The following is a 424-nucleotide window of genomic DNA, read 5'->3' as shown; positions in this document are numbered from 1 at the left end:
GTAAACTCAACTGGCGTTGCCACATAGTCATCGGCTGCCTTGCTACCATCTTTATAGATATAATGGATGGTTTCATTCACAGTCTTCGTTTCGGTAGTGACTGTCGGTGCATTCTTAGTATATACAACCGTATACTCCAAATCTGTCGAATCTCCGGTCACTGTCTGTGCTGCAATTGCTGTCTGATCTGGTGTGTACCCCTTCAGATCAGGACTAGTCACTGCACCAAATGTTTGATCTGCTGACCATGCCCCATATGTCTGCTCACCAGTGACTGCATCTGTGGACACTGTCCGCGTAAACTCAACTGGCGTTGCCACATAGTCATCGGCTGCCTTGCTACCATCTTTATAGATATAATGGATGGTTTCATTCACAGTCTTCGTTTCGGTAGTGACTGTCGGTGCATTCTTAGTATATACAA

General features: G+C 45.5%; 1 protein-coding gene. It reads right to left on the bottom strand.

The features are described 5' to 3' along the window. The coding region (locus KH893_RS12470; protein ID WP_427860451.1) for a mucin-binding protein at positions 1–424 on the bottom strand (424 nt) is incomplete at both ends.

Origin of the sequence: Liquorilactobacillus sicerae, assembly GCF_029916425.1 — a bacterium.
GTDB classification, from domain to species: Bacteria; Bacillota; Bacilli; order Lactobacillales; family Lactobacillaceae; genus Liquorilactobacillus; species Liquorilactobacillus sicerae.
Note: the sequence above shows the minus strand (reverse complement) of the source record. Positions and strands in the feature narration are given on the sequence as shown.